Annotated in this window: 12 protein-coding genes and 1 pseudogene; 4 read left to right on the top strand and 9 right to left on the bottom strand. The window is 62.7% G+C overall.

The annotated features are described in order from the left end of the window. Positions 1–21: 21 nt before the first annotated feature. On the bottom strand, positions 22–480 hold the full coding sequence (locus tag AKL29_RS41280; protein ID WP_050386726.1) for a phasin: 459 nt from the start codon (positions 478–480) through the stop codon (positions 22–24). Between the two features lie 815 nt (positions 481–1,295). After that, on the bottom strand, positions 1,296–2,783 hold the full coding sequence (locus tag AKL29_RS30725) for a DHA2 family efflux MFS transporter permease subunit (RefSeq protein ID WP_050386725.1): 1,488 nt from the start codon (positions 2,781–2,783) through the stop codon (positions 1,296–1,298). A 242-nt stretch (positions 2,784–3,025) separates the two neighbouring features. Between AKL29_RS30725 and AKL29_RS30720 the strand changes: the two genes are divergently transcribed. Both AKL29_RS30720 and guaB read left to right on the top strand, forming a co-directional pair. Then, complete coding sequence (locus AKL29_RS30720; protein ID WP_018271177.1) at positions 3,026–3,277, top strand: hypothetical protein; 252 nt, start codon at positions 3,026–3,028, stop codon at positions 3,275–3,277. A gap of 183 nt (positions 3,278–3,460) precedes the next feature. Further along, a complete protein-coding gene (guaB, locus tag AKL29_RS30715; RefSeq protein ID WP_028335041.1) occupies positions 3,461–4,951 on the top strand; it encodes an IMP dehydrogenase in 1,491 nt (496 codons plus the stop codon). A gap of 75 nt (positions 4,952–5,026) precedes the next feature. On the opposite strand, the gene AKL29_RS30710 is transcribed toward guaB, so the two are convergent. From AKL29_RS30710 to AKL29_RS30685, 6 genes are all read right to left on the bottom strand, one after another. Further along, positions 5,027–5,869, bottom strand: coding sequence for an ABC transporter ATP-binding protein (locus AKL29_RS30710; protein ID WP_028335042.1), 843 nt, complete (start codon positions 5,867–5,869; stop codon positions 5,027–5,029). 75 nt (positions 5,870–5,944) lie between these two features. Next, positions 5,945–7,270, bottom strand: coding sequence for an ABC transporter substrate-binding protein (locus tag AKL29_RS30705; RefSeq protein ID WP_050386724.1), 1,326 nt, complete (start codon positions 7,268–7,270; stop codon positions 5,945–5,947). Positions 7,271–7,352: 82 nt separating this feature from the next. After that, positions 7,353–8,480, bottom strand: a complete 1,128-nt coding sequence (locus AKL29_RS30700) for a branched-chain amino acid ABC transporter permease (protein ID WP_028335044.1) — start codon at positions 8,478–8,480, stop codon at positions 7,353–7,355. A 15-nt stretch (positions 8,481–8,495) separates the two neighbouring features. Then, positions 8,496–9,425, bottom strand: a complete 930-nt coding sequence (locus tag AKL29_RS30695) for a branched-chain amino acid ABC transporter permease (RefSeq protein WP_080667122.1) — start codon at positions 9,423–9,425, stop codon at positions 8,496–8,498. Between the two features lie 9 nt (positions 9,426–9,434). Then, on the bottom strand, positions 9,435–10,220 hold the full coding sequence (locus AKL29_RS30690) for an ABC transporter ATP-binding protein (RefSeq protein ID WP_050386723.1): 786 nt from the start codon (positions 10,218–10,220) through the stop codon (positions 9,435–9,437). Continuing rightward, positions 10,217–12,187 (bottom strand): AMP-binding protein, encoded by a 1,971-nt coding sequence (locus AKL29_RS30685; protein WP_050386722.1) that lies wholly within the window; start codon positions 12,185–12,187, stop codon positions 10,217–10,219. The genes AKL29_RS30690 and AKL29_RS30685 overlap by 4 nt, the downstream gene beginning before the upstream one ends. 714 nt (positions 12,188–12,901) lie before the next feature. Between AKL29_RS30685 and AKL29_RS30680 the strand changes: the two genes are divergently transcribed. Together AKL29_RS30680 and AKL29_RS30675 are read left to right on the top strand one after the other, a co-directional pair. Further along, the gene (locus AKL29_RS30680) at positions 12,902–13,924 is read left to right on the top strand and encodes an NADP-dependent oxidoreductase (protein ID WP_050386721.1); all 1,023 of its coding nucleotides are present in this window, start codon (positions 12,902–12,904) and stop codon (positions 13,922–13,924) included. Between the two features lie 145 nt (positions 13,925–14,069). Continuing rightward, positions 14,070–14,327 (top strand): hypothetical protein, encoded by a 258-nt coding sequence (locus AKL29_RS30675; RefSeq protein ID WP_050386720.1) that lies wholly within the window; start codon positions 14,070–14,072, stop codon positions 14,325–14,327. A 6-nt stretch (positions 14,328–14,333) separates the two neighbouring features. Here the strand turns inward: AKL29_RS30675 and AKL29_RS45775 are convergent. After that, positions 14,334–14,576 (bottom strand): annotated as a pseudogene (locus AKL29_RS45775) (metallophosphoesterase); the annotation flags it as partial.

Below are 14,576 nucleotides of genomic sequence, written 5' to 3'. Positions count from 1 at the left end.
GGGGGGGGGGGGGCGGGCTCCTCAGGAAGGTGTTTTCAGGGTCTTTGCAAAGCTCTTCTTGATCGGCTCGGAGGTCTCGGTCGCGACCTTCTTCGCGATCTCCCAGAGCTCCTTATTCTGCGCGGTCGTGATTTCGAAATTCTTGCGGCCGTGATCGGCCGAAAGCTGGATGACTTCCGACAGCGACCTGGTGCCGGCGAGTTCGGATATGAACGCGAGGGCCGAACTGGCGTTGGCATGCGAGATCTCGATCACCTTGGCTGCGTAATCCGCGGCGCCCTTGGCGTTGACCGCATATGCCTCCTTGAGCAAGACGGAGATTTCCTCCGAGGCTTCCTTGACCTTCTCGAACTGTTCCCGGACGCGTGTCGCATTTTGTTCAACGATACCCTGAAAGGCCTGGGGTAGCGCGAACAGGGGCAGGCTAAAGCTGCCGGCTTTCGGATTGTCGCTCACTTCATTCGTGTGGACGTCACTCACTGGCTCTGATCCTTTCAAGCGAAACCAAATCAAGGAAAATCCGCGCGTCGCGGTGCACGGACGCTGAGGAAGCGTAGCTGGAGCGCTCCCTTCCACCTGTTTTTTTGCTGATGCCGGGTCACCGCGTGCCCGCTTGAGCAGGACTATGCAGGATCGGCGGTGCAGCTTCCGTTCGCTTTCTGACTCTCGCGGAGATTTTTTTCCGGGACGAAACGGCCGTCCTATCGTGGCACCGTGGGGCGTTCAGCCACCGATCGCGGCGGTGGCGCAGCCGGTGCGGCTGGACATCCCGACCGCTTGCCTCAGGAGGGTGCGTGGTCGGATGTCATCCTGATCGGAAGGCGCGCAGCACGACATTTCGGCGCGACTGCTTGGAACCTCGGTGCGTGGCCGGAGTCGATTCCTTTGCTCCCGGCCAATGCCCCCCAAGCCCACCGGGAGAAAACCCCCCACTGGGTTGGCGGCCTTGGTGCAGCGTCAGTTTCGCGCACCGGGGCCGTTTCGCGCCGGACTGGAAAATTGGAAACCGCGGGCGCATACTTCTGACATGGCGACCATTGTTCAATGCAATTGCGGCGCCGAGTACAGACGCACCGAAGAGAAGTTCTTGGTGCCGCATACGGGTGATGCGATCTGCACGGTCTGCGGAGCTGCGCTGGAATCGTGGCTGGAAGCGACCCACGTTCCCACATACGAACTTATCGAACGTCCGGATCGAGGGCAGCCAGGCGGAATGACCGGCCACCCCTAAGGCCCGGCCGTGACCGGACGGCGGTTTGCAGTGTCCGTGCCTCGGAGACGGCTCGTTCGATCGACTAGCCGAGCCGCTGATCGCGCGCGTTCTGGGTGTCCTCGGTCGCTGCCTTAACGGCGTCAGTGGCGGCGCGCTTCTCGGCGCCCTTGCGGCTCGAGATGTCGATCGCCTTGCGGCCGGCGATCTCGTTGCCGGCCTCGGCCGGCATCTGCCAGAAGAACCAGGCCGAGGCCGCCGAGATCAGCGAGACCACGATGAAGGCGGGCGCGAACACGTCGGCGGAGAGCTCGGTCTGGTGATGCAGCGCCAGCGTGGTTTCGACCGAGAACGCGCCGACCGCGACGCCCGCGGACACCGCGAGCTGCTGGTTGACGCTGACGAGGGTCGTGGCCCGGCTCATCTGCGGCGCCTCGACCTCGGCATAGGCCACAGTGTTGATCGCGGTGAATTGCAGCGAGCGGAAGAAGCCGCCGACCACCAGGATGGTGAAGATCAGCATCAGCGGCGTCGAGATCGTGAACAGGGCGCAGGCGGCGAGGAAGGCCGAACTGACCACCGCGTTGACGGTCATCATGTTGCGGAAGCCGAAGGCGCGGATGATGCGCGCCGCCAGCGTCTTCATGCCCATGGCGCCGACCGCCGACGCAAAGGTGACGAGACCGGACTGGAACGGCGACAGGCCGAAGCCGACCTGCATCAGCAGCGGCAGCAGGAACGGCAGCGCACCGATGCCGAGCCGGAACATGAAGCCGCCGATGATCGACGCGCGCATGGTCGGCAGCCGCAGCAAGCCGAAATCGAGCACCGGCGAGCCGGTGCGCTGCGCGTGGATGACGTAGAGCGTCATCGAGACCGTGCCGACGGAGACCAGCGCGGCGACGATCGACCACGGTAGCAGATTGAGCCCGGCCACCGACAGCCCGAAGGCGATGCCGGCGAGGCCGATCCCGGCCAGCACCAGTCCCATGAGATCGAAGCGCTCGGGATCCTCGCTCTTGATCGGGTCGATGTATTTCAGTGCCAAGAAGATGCCGAGCAGCCCAATCGGGATGTTGATCAGGAAGATCCAGTGCCAGGAGAAATAGGTGGTGATGAAGCCGCCGAGCGGCGGCCCGATCACCGGGCCGATCAGTGCCGGGACCGTCACCCAGGCCATCGCGTTGACGAGCGCGCTCTTGTCGACCGAGCGCAGCAGCACCAGCCGCCCGACCGGGGTCATCATCGCCCCGCCGAGACCCTGCAGGATGCGAGCGAACACGAAATCGGTCACCGAGGACGACAGTGCGCAGCCGATCGAGCCCAGCATGAATACGCCGACGGCGCCGGCAAACACGATGCGGGCGCCGAAGCGGTCCGCAGTCCAGCCGCTCGCCGGGATGAACACCGCGAGCGACAGCAGGTAGGAGGTGATCGCCAGTTTCAGCGTCAGCGGGCTGGTGCCGATATCGGCGGCGATCGCGGGCAGCGAGGTCGCGATCACCGTGGAGTCCATGTTTTCCATGAACAGGGCGGTGGCCACGATGAGCGGGATCAGGCGTTGCTTGTTCATCAAAACAGGACAGCTGTGCTGAAAAAGGCGGGCGAGGGGGCCATATCATCCTGCCCTCGGCCACGCTATTGCGGAACCGGCCAAACGCCCTAAATCCAGCGTGACGCTGGTATGCATCCGCCCGTGTCAGAGCCTTTCCGTTCCGATAGGATCGGAGCGGAGGCCCTGGATTGATGTTTTGACGCGTTTTCTTCACGCGAACCGGTATCCACTTCGCTCGAAAACGCTCTGGAAGGTGTGCCGTGATCTACGTCCTCGCCGCTCTCTTGCCGCCGATCGGGCTGCTCCTGAACGGACAGCCGTTTTCGGCCATCTTCAATCTGGTCCTGATCGTGTTTTGCGCGGTTTTCGGGCTGTTTTTCCACGTGTTGCTGCTGGTGCCGTCGGCCCATGCCGTGATCGCGGTCCACATGAAGCGCGAGGACCGGCGCCATCGCGAAATGGTCGAGGCGATCCGCCGCCATGGGCCGCCGCCGGGTTACCGGGCGCCCTGAACCGGCCCCCTAAAAAGGCCTGTGCATGGCTGGCAAACACTTTGATTCGTCATGCCGCCATGCTATCGACCAGCGTCAACCCCACCGATGGGCGCCGATTCGACGGTGACGCAGCGAGCGTCGCCGCAGGCGGCGTTCATCCGTAAGACCATCGCGGCTGGGCCGCAGATAAAGGAGTTGGCAATGGCCACGGGATTTCCGGCTATCCGCGAAGCGTTCACGTTCGACGATGTGCTGCTGAAGCCCGGCTTGTCCGACGTGCTTCCCTCGGAAGTCGATATTCGCTCGCGCGTCACCCGCGCGATCTCGCTCAATATCCCGATCATGGCGTCCGCGATGGACACCGTCACCGAGGCGCGCATGGCGATCGCGATGGCGCAGGCCGGCGGTCTCGGCGTCATCCACCGCAACTTCGATCCGGAGGGCCAGGCCGCGCAGGTGCGGCAGGTCAAGAAGTTCGAGTCCGGCATGGTGGTCAATCCGCTGACCATCGGCCCCGACGCCACGCTGGCCGATGCGCTGACCCTGATGAAGGAGAACGGCATCTCGGGCATTCCGGTCGTCACCGGTGCCGCCAAGAACGTGCCGGGCAAGCTGGTCGGCATCCTGACCAACCGCGACGTGCGCTTCGCCAGCGATCCCCGGCAAAAGGTCTCGGAGCTGATGACGCACGAGAACCTCGTCACGGTGCGCGAGGGCGTCGGCCAGGACGAGGCGAAGCGGATGCTGCACAAGCATCGCATCGAGAAGCTGCTCGTCGTCGACGATCAATATCGCTGCGTCGGCCTGATCACCGTCAAGGACATCGAGAAGGCGGTCGCTCATCCGCTCGCCTGCAAGGACGAGCATGGCCGCCTGCGCGTCGCCGCCGCCACCACGGTCGGCGAGACCGGCTATGAACGCACCGAGCGGCTGATCGATGCCGGCGTCGACGTCGTCGTGGTCGACACCGCGCACGGCCATTCGCGCCACGTGCTCAACGCCGTCAACCGCATCAAGCGGCTCTCCAACGCGGTGCAGGTGGTGGCCGGCAACGTCGCGACCGAGGGCGGCGCGCAGGCACTGATCGATGCCGGCGCGGACTGCATCAAGGTCGGCATCGGCCCGGGCTCGATCTGCACCACGCGCATCGTCGCCGGCGTCGGCGTGCCGCAGCTCACCGCGATCATGGATGCGGTGGCGGCGGCGAAGAAGGCCGACGTGCCCGTGATCGCCGACGGCGGCATCAAATATTCCGGCGACCTCGCCAAGGCGCTCGCCGCCGGCGCCGACATCGCCATGGTCGGCTCGCTGCTCGCCGGCACCGACGAGACGCCGGGTGAAGTCTTCCTGTGGCAGGGCCGCTCCTACAAGGCCTATCGCGGCATGGGCTCGGTCGGCGCGATGGCGCGCGGCTCGGCCGACCGCTACTTCCAGCAGGACATCAAGGACACGCTGAAGCTCGTCCCTGAAGGCATCGAGGGCCAGGTGCCCTACAAGGGTCCGGTCGGCAATGTGATGCACCAACTCGCCGGCGGCCTCCGCGCTGCGATGGGCTATGTCGGCGCCAAGGACATCAGGGATTTCCACGACAAGGCCGAATTCGTCCGCATCACCGGCGCCGGTCTGCGCGAGAGCCACGTCCACGACGTCACTATCACGCGCGAAGCCCCGAACTATCCGGGCGGGGTGTAAGCCCAAGCACCGTCATTCCGGGGCGGTCCGAACGACCGAACCCGGGGTCTCGGGATTCCGGGATGCCATCATCTGCTAGGCGAGCCAGCGCTTGCGCCGCTTGTAGTGCTTCACATCGCGGTATGATTTTCGCTTCTCTCCGGCGACGCCAAGATAGAACTCCTTGACGTCCTCATTTGCGGCGAGCGCGTGCGCCTCGCCGTCCATCACCACACGGCCGTTTTCGAGGATGTAGCCGTGGCTCGCATATCTGAGCGCCATATTGGTGTTCTGCTCGGCGAGAAGAAACGACACACCTTCCTTGGTGTTGAGATCCTTCACGATCTCGAAGATCTCTTCGACGATCTGCGGCGCGAGGCCCATCGATGGTTCGTCGAGCAGGATCATCTTCGGGCGCGACATCAGCGCGCGGCCAATCACGCACATCTGCTGTTCGCCGCCCGACGTATAGCCGGCGGTGGAATTGCGTCGCTCTTTGAGGCGGGGGAAATAAGCGTAGACACGTTCAAGGTCCTGCGCGATCGCGAGCTTTCCGTCTGTCCGCGTAAAGGCGCCGGTCAGGATGTTCTCCTCGACCGTGAGATGAGGGAAGGCACGGCGACCCTCCATCACCTGGATGCAGCCGCGTCGCACCACGTCGTTTGGCGACAGGGACTTCACCTCGACGCCGTTGAACAGGATCGAGCCCTTGGTGACCTCGCCGCGCTCTGCGTGCAGCAGATTGGAGACCGCCTTCAGCGTCGTCGTCTTGCCGGCGCCGTTGGCGCCGAGGAGTGCAACAATGCCGCCTCGCGGGACCTCCAGCGAGACGCCCTTCAACACGAGAATGACGTGATCGTAGACAACCTCGATATTGTTGACCGATAGGATCAGCGCTGCCGCTTCCGTCGCAGCGGTGACGACCTTGGCGATTGACATGCGCAGACCTCCAAACGGAGCAGGGGCTGGGATCCGGGAGCAGGCAACCCTGCCTCCCGGATCACTCGCACGGGGTCAGGTTTCCTTCGCGCAGTCGCGCGGCTTGATCTTCTTCTCCGCGGCATACTTCGCGGACACATCGGCGACGAGCGGTTCGATCAGCGATTCGTCAGCCGTGTACCAGTCGGAGATCACTTTCCAACCCTTGCCATCCCATTGCTGGACGCGCCCGTAGCGCGCGCCTTCGTGGTCGGAGCAGGAAATGCTGACCGGCTTCAACATTCCCTCAAAACCGAGCTCCTTGATTCGTGCATCGGTGAGTATGAGGTTCTCAAGCCCCCAACGGACCTGCTCGCCCGTCAGCGGTTGCTTGCCGAATTTTTCTTGCGCCTTGCGGATCGCCTCTACGCCGAGCATGGCATTCGTGATGCCGCGGTTGTAGAGGACTTCGCCGATCTTGCCAGGTTCTGTCGAACCCTTTCCCTTGGCGTAGACGTACTTCTCTATGTCGGCGTGCGCGGGGAATTTTCCTGCGCCATGCTGAAGCATCAACGATTTGTAACCGCTGGCCTGATCGCCCGCCGGCGTCACATCCGGCTCCGCGCCCGACCACCAAACACCGATCATCTTGTCGCGCGGATAGGCGACGGCGGCGGCTTCCTTGATTGCCGTGCTGTTCATGACGCCCCAGCCCCAGACCAGGACATAGTCGGGCCGATGCTGGCGGATCGCCAGCCATTGCGACTTCTGCTCGACGCCGGGATGCGTGACGGGAATCGGCGTGAACTCAAAGCCGTACTTCTGCGCCAGCACCTGCAGCATTGGAATCGGCTCTTTGCCATAGGGGCTGTCATGGTACAGCAGCGAAATCTTTTTGCCTTTCAGCTTGTCGAAGCCGCCGAGTTCCTTAGCGACGTGCTGGATCGCGATGTCGGCCGCGGACCAATACGTGCCGAGCAACGGAAAATTGTATGCGAACACCGCGCCGTTCTTGGAATCGGCACGGCCATACCCCATCGTGATGATCGGGATCTTGTCAGCCGCGGTCTTTTCGGTGAGTGCGAAGGTGATCCCGGTCGACAGCGGATTGATGAAGGCCGCGCCGGTTGGTCCTTTGCTCTTGAGACGCTCGTAACACTCCACTCCCTTGTCGGTCGCGTAGCCCGTCTCGCATTCTTCGATCAGAATCTTGACGCCGTTGATGCCGCCGTCACGTTCATTGATCAGGTTGTAATAGTCTACGACGCCGTTTGCGTAGGGCGCGCCGTTCACAGCGTACGGTCCGGTCCGGTAGGACAGAATTGGGATGAACTGTTCGTTTTGCGCTGCGGCCGGTGCGCTAAGTGCCGCGCCGCCCAAGGCTGTCGCGAGTATCAGTAACCTGCGTGCAATACTTGCCATATTGATATCCTCCTTGCGGTACTTCCTTCCTCTCCGTTGTCGGCGGCCGTCACTCGATTGCGATCAAGGCACGATCGCTGCCTCAATAGGGAAACGGCCAAAGTCTGAGCTTCTCCTTGCCGATCGATATCAGCCGGGCGAAGCCATGGGGTTCCTTGATGAGCAGATAGCAGATCAAGGATCCGAAGATGATGAACTGGAGGTGAGTGATCGTTTGCGTCGACAGCGGCAGGCCGAGCTTGGTCGGAATCACATTCAGCATGATCGGCACGATGAGGATGAACGCTGCTCCGATGAACGAACCCATGATCGAGCCGAGCCCGCCGATGATGACCATGAACAGAAGCTCAAGCGAGCGGTCGATCGAGAACGCAAGCGGCTCCCATGAACCGAGGTAGACGAACGCCCAGAGCGCACCCGCCACCCCGATGATGAACGAAGAGACCGCGAAAGCCGTTAGTTTTGCATAGAGCGGCCTGATGCCGATCAGCTCGGCGGCGATATCCATGTCGCGGATTGCCATCCACTGCCTGCCGAGATTGCCGCGCACGAGATTTTTCGCCAACACCGCCATCACGGTCACGACGGCCAGGCACAGCAGGTAACGCTCGACCGGCGAGCGAACGACCATACCGAAGAAATCCAGTTCCGGCGCATTCACTGATCCCGACGGGGCGTAGTTGGTGAACCAGGGGAGCCGCAGGAACGCCCAATCGAAGAAGAACTGCGCGGCGAGCGTTGCGACCGCCAGGTAGAGACCCTTGATCCGCAGACTGGGAATGCCGAACAGGATTCCGGCACCCGCCGCCATGAACCCGCCGAGCAGAATGGATGCCAGCACGGGCAACGGTGGGATCGCGATCGCAAAGCCAAGCCAGGCAAGCGGGATATGAACGCCGGTCGCCAGCTTGTAGGCGGAATAGGCGCCGATGGCCATGAACGCGCCGCTGCCGAGCGAGATCTGGCCGCAATAGCCGACGAGAATGTTTGTCCCGATGGCGGCGAGCGCCAGGATGAGGAAGGGCAGCAGGATGGCCCACAACAGATAGTCGGTGCCGAACGGCCAGATCCGGAAGGTGGCCAGCAGCGGCACGCCAATGAAAGCAATTCCGAGCAAGACAGCGAGGGCAATACGATCCTGCCGGATCGGGAAGATCGCCATATCCTCCGCATAGGTCGCCTTGAACTGGCCGGCTTCGCGATAGAGCACAACGACCTCCTTGCCTCAGACGCGTTCGATGATCCGCTCGCCGAACAGGCCCTGCGGCCGCAGGAGCAGCACCGCCAGCGCCAGCACGTAGGCAAACCAATATTCGATGCCGCCGCCGATGGATGGCCCGAGATATACCTCTGCGAGCTTCTCACCGGCCCCGACAATGAGCCCGCCGACGATGGCTCCGGGAATGGAGGTGAGGCCGCCGATGATCAGGACTGGCAAAGCCTTCAGCGCGAGAAACGTGATGGAGAACTGCACGCCAAGCTTGGTCCCCCACACGGTCGCCGCGACGAGTGCAACGAGGCCAGCAACGAGCCAGACCACGAACCAAATCCAACTGATTGGAATCCCGATCGAGTGCGCGGCCAAATGGTCGTCGGCCACGGCTCTGAGCGCGCGACCGGTCTTGGTGCGCTGAAAGAAGACCGCGAGGCCGGCGACCAGGACGCCCGCGATCAATGCGCCCCAGACATCCAGCTTGTTGACCAGAATCCCGCCCGGGAACAGGCCTTCAAACAAGAACCAGGCGTCGGTCGGGAACAGCCGCAACGGGTAGACATCCGATCCGAAGATCATCTCCGCGGCGCCCTCGATGACGAATGTCACGCCGATCGTCGACATGAACAGCGTCAAGCCGTCCTGATTGACGAGAGGTCCGATCACGAATCGCTCGATCAGCCAAGCGGTTGCCGCCATGATCACGGCGGCAAAGCCGATAGCGAGGATGACCGCGACCCAAAGCGGAAGGCCGTTGGCGACCAGGAGGTCGAGGGCGCGAACCAGCGCCAATCCCGCGAGCAACACCATGGCTCCCTGCGCATAGTTGAATACGCCGGATGCCTTGAAGATCAGCACGAAGCCGAGCGCGACCAGCGAATAGAGCACGCCGGACATCAATCCGCCGATCAGGACCTCGAGAAACTGACCCAGTGCGATCATGGACGCACCTCAATGCGCGACGCCAAGATATGCGTCGATGACGGCTTGACTTCTCTTCACTTCATCAGGCGTGCCGTCGGCGATCTTCACGCCGTGATCAAGCACCGCCACGCGGTCCGACAGATCCATGACCACGGCCATGTCGTGCTCGATCAGGGCAATGGTCGTGCCGTAATGGTTGTTCACATCAATGATGAACCGCGACATGTCCTCCTTCTCCTCCAGGTTCATGCCTGCCATCGGCTCGTCCAGGAGCAGAAGGTCGGGCTCCATCGCCAGAGCGCGACCGAGTTCGACACGCTTCTGCAAGCCGTATGGCAGACGCCCGACCGGTACCTTGCGGATTGTCTCGATCTCCAGGAAGTCGATGATCTCCTCGACCTTGCGCCGATGCTCGATCTCCTCTGCGAGGGCAGGGCCATAACGCAGCAGCTGCCACAACAGCCCCCGGCGTACCTTCAAGGTGCGGCCTGCCATGATGTTGTCGAGCGCGCTCATGCCCTTGAACAGGGCGACATTTTGAAAGGTGCGCGCGATGCCGCCGCGCGCCGCCTCGAACGGCTGCATTTTGGACCGGGTGCTTCCCTTGAAGGTGATGGCGCCATGGTTGGGATGATAGAACCCGTTGACGACGTTCAGCATTGAGGTTTTGCCGGCGCCGTTGGGGCCGATGATGGCGCGAATTTCGCCTTTTTTGACGTTGAACGAGACGTCCCGCAACGCCTTGACGCCGCCGAAGGCCAGTGCCACGCCCTCGACCTGCAGCAGGATTTCGTTGGCGTTTGGCGCTCTCATGCTGCTCTTCCCAGCGATTCTGCCGGACCGATGATTTGCATGTCGCGAATCTCGACTCGTGCCGCGATCGTGCCCTTCCGGCCATCCTCAAACGTGACTTCCGTGGAAATGTCGGCGTCATGCGCTCCGTTGTAGAGTGCCGTGACCAACGACGCATAGCGTTCGGCAATGAAGCGGCGGCGCACTTTCTGCGTGCGGGTCAGCTCGCCGTCATCCGCGTCGAGCTCCTTGTGCAGAATGAGGAAGCGGCGAATCTGGGCGCCGGCAAGCACCGTTTCCCCGGCCAGGGAGCGGTTCACCGCGGCGACGTCTTTGGCGACCATCTCGTAGACCAGCGGATGGCCGGCAAGCTCCTGATAGGACCCGTAGGCGACGTTGTTGCGTTCCGCCCAATTCGCGACCGCGACCGGGTCGATGTTGAGCATGGCGCATACGAACTCTCTGGAGTCACCGAACGTGATCGCTTCCTTGATATTGGGATAGAACTTCAGCTTGTTCTCAAGGTACTTGGGAGCAAACATCGTGCCGTCAGCCAATCGACCGACGTCCTTCGCACGATCGATGATCTTCAGATGCCCGGTCTTCTCGTCGAAAAAGCCCGCGTCGCCGGTCCTGACGTATCCATCGGACGTCATCGCTTCCGCGGTCTTTGCCTGATCCTTGAAATATCCGAGGAACATGCCGGGCGAGCGAAACTGCACTTCGCCCGATTCCGCGATGCGGATGGCGACGTTGGGCGCCGGCGGACCAACCGTATCCGGGTAGATCTCGCCATCGGGCTGACACGTTACATAGAGGAACGCTTCGGTCTGGCCGTAGAGCTGTTTCAGGTTCAGTCCGATGGCGCGGTAGAACGCAAACAGATCCGGACCGATCGCTTCGCCTCCGGTGTATGCGACGCGCACCTGAGACAGGCCAAGAACGTTCTTGAGAGGCTCGTAGACCAGCCAGCGCCCGAGCGCATAGAGCAATCGGCCTGACAGCGGCACCGGACGTCCCGTCAAGACTTGCTCGCCATACCGCCGCGCGACGTCCAGAAAGTAGCTGAACAATCGCCGCTTGATCGGCGCTGCGTCCTCCATCCGGACCATCAGCCGCGTCAGCATGGCCTCGTAACCGCGTGGCGGGGCCAGGTAGAAGGTTGGCCCTATCTCATGCCGATCCTGTTCGATTGTGTTGCTGCTCTCGGGGCACGCCATGCAGAATCCGGCAACCAGGCCTTGCGCATAACTGACGTAATGATCGCCCGCCCAAGCCAGCGGCAGATAGGCCAGCACCACGTCCTTGTCGGTCAACTTGTCGAACCGCGTGGTGTCGGTTGCAGCATCGATGCAGCCTCGCGCCGACAGCATGACGCCCTTGGGCGCGCCGGTCGTTCCCGAGGTGTAGAGGATGATCGCGATGTCCGAACCGTTGCCGGCCCGAATGGATTCATCGATCCGTTCGCCAAGCGCCGGGTCGGCTGCAAGCGCGGCGCGGCCGTCATTGATGATATCGCCGATTGCGATCAGCCGGCCGTGGTCGTAGCCGTCGATTCCGCGCGGTTCGTCGTAGATAATCCTGTTGAGTTGCGGCAGTCGGTCGGACACCGACAAAACCTTGTCGACCTGCTCCTGATCCTGCGCGGCGACCAGCGTCGCCTCGGCGTGAGCGAGAACAAAAGCGAGCTCATCAGCCACTGCATCGGAATAGACCGGAACGGGGATTGCGCGCAGCGTCTGCGCTGCCATCATGGTCCAGTAAAGCTTCGGCCGATTGGAGCCGACGACCGCGATTGTCTCGCCCGGCCGCAAGCCAAGGCGATGCAAGCCGGCAGCATAGCTACGAATGATCTCGGCAACCTCAGCCCAGGTCCAGCTCTGCCAGATGCCAAGGTCCTTATGCTGGAACGCTGGCCGCGCGCCAAATTGTGCCGTGTTTCGCAGCAGCAATTTGGGAAACGTATCATACGATCCGTCGCCGGCCATGTCGGTCTCGATCCAAAAACCGAAGCGTTGGTTCGCTCCTGTTATGGTGATGCCTGCCCCATTTTTGGGTAGCAGACATGCGAGTGCCGCATGATCCGAGATTACAGCGAATCGAAAGTCCGACAAGTGCCAGATTGATAGGTCGCGTTTTTGCCGCGGGCGCGCGCGCCAGAGATAGGTCTACCGGCTGCCAATTCGCCGAAGGTGAATCCGGCCGCCACCAGACGGACATTGCGGCGCGAAGACGCTGATCGGCTCTCAAGAGGTAACCCCAATGCTTCGGAGAGCCTCACGTCCGTCGGGTGGTCCCGAGAAGCGGACCGAAGTCCTGCACCGCTCAGGTTTCGAGGGCGACCGGAAACCGATTGCCGATCAGCTACGCGGCCGCCCTCGTTGCGACCCATGGAGGGCCGCCTAACCGCGTTGGCTTCGCCGTGCCGGATGGGGAGGTCGGATCAGGCGACTTGACGATGGCCGCTTCGTTTGCCGGTGGCGCGCCATGATAAACTTGCCGCCACCAGGGTGCCCTGCGCCCTGCCAACCACCCCCGACATGACGGTATCGCGTTGGCGCCAATGTGCCTAGCATGACGGCTGTCATTTCAAACAACATTTCAAACAACGCAACGCGAAAACAGCAAATCCATCTCCCTTGCGGGGAGATGGATTGCATGACTACGTGTGCGCCACGAACCAATCATCCCAAGAGGAAATCATGTCCCAAGGAAAGCGCATCGTTCTGGCTTCGCGCCCGCACGGCGAGCCCACGTCGGCCAATTTCAGGCTCGAGGACTACACGCCGCCGGCACCGGGTGCGGGCGAGGTGCTGCTCCGCACCATCTGGCTGTCGCTCGATCCCTATATGCGCGGCCGCATGAACGACGGCCCGTCCTACGCCGCGCCGGTGCCGGTCGACGGCGTGATGGAAGGCGGCACGGTGAGCGAGGTGATCGCGTCCAACAATCCGGGCTTTGCCAAGGGCGACATCGTGCTGTCGCGCGCGGGCTGGCAGACCCATGCGCTGTCCGACGGTAAGGGGCTTGCCAAGATCGATCCCAAGATCGCGCCGATCTCGACCGCCGTCGGTGTGCTCGGCATGCCCGGCATGACCGCCTATACCGGCCTGCTCGAGATCGGCAAGCCGCAACCGGGCGAGACGGTGGTGGTTGCCGGCGCCTCCGGCGCGGTCGGATCGGCGGTCGGCCAGATCGCGAAGATCAAGGGCGCGCGTGCGGTCGGCATCGCCGGCGGCAAGGACAAGTGCGACTATGTCACCAGGGAGCTCGGCTTCGATGCCTGCCTCGATCATCGCGATCCGGATCTGGCGGCGAAATTGAAGGAAGTCTGCCCGAAGGGCATCGACGTCTACTTCGAGAATGTCGGCGGCGCCGTGTTCGAGGCGGTCTATCCGCAGCTCAACGCTTTTGCGCGCGTGCCGGTGTGCGGCCTGATCGCGCACTATAACGATCGCGAAGCGCGAGCACCGAAATGGGCTTCGTCGATCATGTTCGCGATCCTGACCAAGCGGCTGACCTTCCGCGGCTTCATCGTCAGCGACTTCGCCGCCATGCACGGCGACTTCCTCCGCGACATGTCGCAGTGGGTGCGCGAGGGCAAGGTCAAGTACAAGGAGTTCGTGACCGAGGGCCTGGACAGCGCGCCGGAGGCCTTCATGGGCCTGCTCAAGGGCGCCAATTTCGGCAAGCAGCTGGTCCGGGTCGGGCCGGACAAGGCCTGAGTTAGAAGCCCCGGAAGCTCCCATTCCGCGCAACAAAGTGTCAAAAGCGCCACAATGGCGGGGGATTTGGGGGCCTTTTGGCCCCCATTTGCTTGACGGAGACCCGCAGCAATTGATTCAATGTAGCTATATTTCAGGTGTAGCCATGATTTTTGAAGCTATTGTTTTCGGGGTCATTCTCCTCGCCGTCGGCTATTGGGCGACCATGTTCGTCATGGGCCGCCGCGACGACGTCTTGCACGGAAAATTCGTCGAGGAGCGGCCGGACACGACGCCGGTCCGCTTCATTCCGCACGTATCTCGCGCACGGCCCGCGCCGGCGGCACCACAGCCCGACAAGGATTCGCTGCAGGCGCTGCTCACCGTGATCAAGCAGGACCTGCACGACGCGGCGCGGAGCTGACGCGGCTCAGGCCGGCTCCTTGTCGAGCAGCATGTCCAGGTCGACATCGACCTGGCCCTTCGCCCTGACGTGGCGGACCTCGAAACTGTCGGGCTGGAATCGGTATTCGACGAGACCGGTTTCCTTGATGCCGATCACCTCCTGCCGCGCGTCGGAGATGACGAAGCCGGCCGAGGGTGCCCAGACGTGTCTGACATGCTCGAACGTGTAGTCGCGGCGCTGGTGCACATGGCCGCTGCCGACCAGGCG

Origin of the sequence: Bradyrhizobium pachyrhizi (genome assembly GCF_001189245.1) — a bacterium.
Lineage (GTDB): Bacteria > Pseudomonadota > Alphaproteobacteria > Rhizobiales > Xanthobacteraceae > Bradyrhizobium > Bradyrhizobium pachyrhizi.
This window is presented reverse-complemented; position numbering and strand designations above follow the sequence as displayed.

Excerpts from the sequence above, each read along its gene's own strand:
- AKL29_RS30725 (WP_050386725.1), bottom strand. The coding sequence starts at position 2,783 with ATGAACAAGCAACGCCTGATCCCGCTCATCGTGGCCACCGCCCTGTTC.
- guaB (WP_028335041.1), top strand. The coding sequence starts at position 3,461 with ATGGCCACGGGATTTCCGGCTATCCGCGAAGCGTTCACGTTCGACGAT.
- AKL29_RS30710 (WP_028335042.1), bottom strand. The coding sequence starts at position 5,869 with ATGTCAATCGCCAAGGTCGTCACCGCTGCGACGGAAGCGGCAGCGCTG.
- AKL29_RS30705 (WP_050386724.1), bottom strand. The coding sequence starts at position 7,270 with ATGGCAAGTATTGCACGCAGGTTACTGATACTCGCGACAGCCTTGGGC.
- AKL29_RS30695 (WP_080667122.1), bottom strand. The coding sequence starts at position 9,425 with ATGATCGCACTGGGTCAGTTTCTCGAGGTCCTGATCGGCGGATTGATG.
- AKL29_RS30690 (WP_050386723.1), bottom strand. The coding sequence starts at position 10,220 with ATGAGAGCGCCAAACGCCAACGAAATCCTGCTGCAGGTCGAGGGCGTG.
- AKL29_RS30685 (WP_050386722.1), bottom strand. The coding sequence starts at position 12,187 with ATGGCCGGCGACGGATCGTATGATACGTTTCCCAAATTGCTGCTGCGA.
- AKL29_RS30680 (WP_050386721.1), top strand. The coding sequence starts at position 12,902 with ATGTCCCAAGGAAAGCGCATCGTTCTGGCTTCGCGCCCGCACGGCGAG.
- AKL29_RS30675 (WP_050386720.1), top strand. The coding sequence starts at position 14,070 with ATGATTTTTGAAGCTATTGTTTTCGGGGTCATTCTCCTCGCCGTCGGC.